This is a genomic window from Vibrio sp. 10N.222.55.C6 (genome assembly GCF_041473395.1).
Lineage (GTDB): Bacteria > Pseudomonadota > Gammaproteobacteria > Enterobacterales > Vibrionaceae > Vibrio > Vibrio crassostreae_C.
This window is the reverse complement of sequence record NZ_JBFRSD010000326.1, coordinates 1-304: the sequence shown is the minus strand read 5'-3', so window position 1 is coordinate 304 and position 304 is coordinate 1. Positions and strand designations below refer to the sequence as shown.

At 47.4% G+C, this 304-nt stretch carries 1 protein-coding gene; it reads left to right on the top strand.

The window, feature by feature from the left end; all coding sequences use genetic code 11:
* On the top strand, window positions 1-304 hold a 304-nt coding region (locus AB4486_RS23930; RefSeq protein ID WP_372119090.1), incomplete at both ends, for a pullulanase-associated domain-containing protein.

Below are 304 nucleotides of genomic sequence, written 5' to 3'. Positions count from 1 at the left end.
GGTTTATACCCTGCAGCTGAAAACGAAGTCGTTATTTACTACAAACGCGATGTTGCCGCTGCCAGCTCATCTGGCTCAACTTACGACGGTTGGGGGCTGCACCTTTGGAATGGTGAAGGCTGTACCAGCACAGATTTAGTAGGCATGGGATTAAGTGAAACCGGAACCGACTGGAACAGCCCTTACGAATATGATGGTATCAGCGATACTTACGGTGCCTATTATGTGTTGAAAGTTGACCCAGATGCCTCTGACCCACACAAATGCATGAACTTCATCTTGCACAATGGTGATGAGAAAGCAT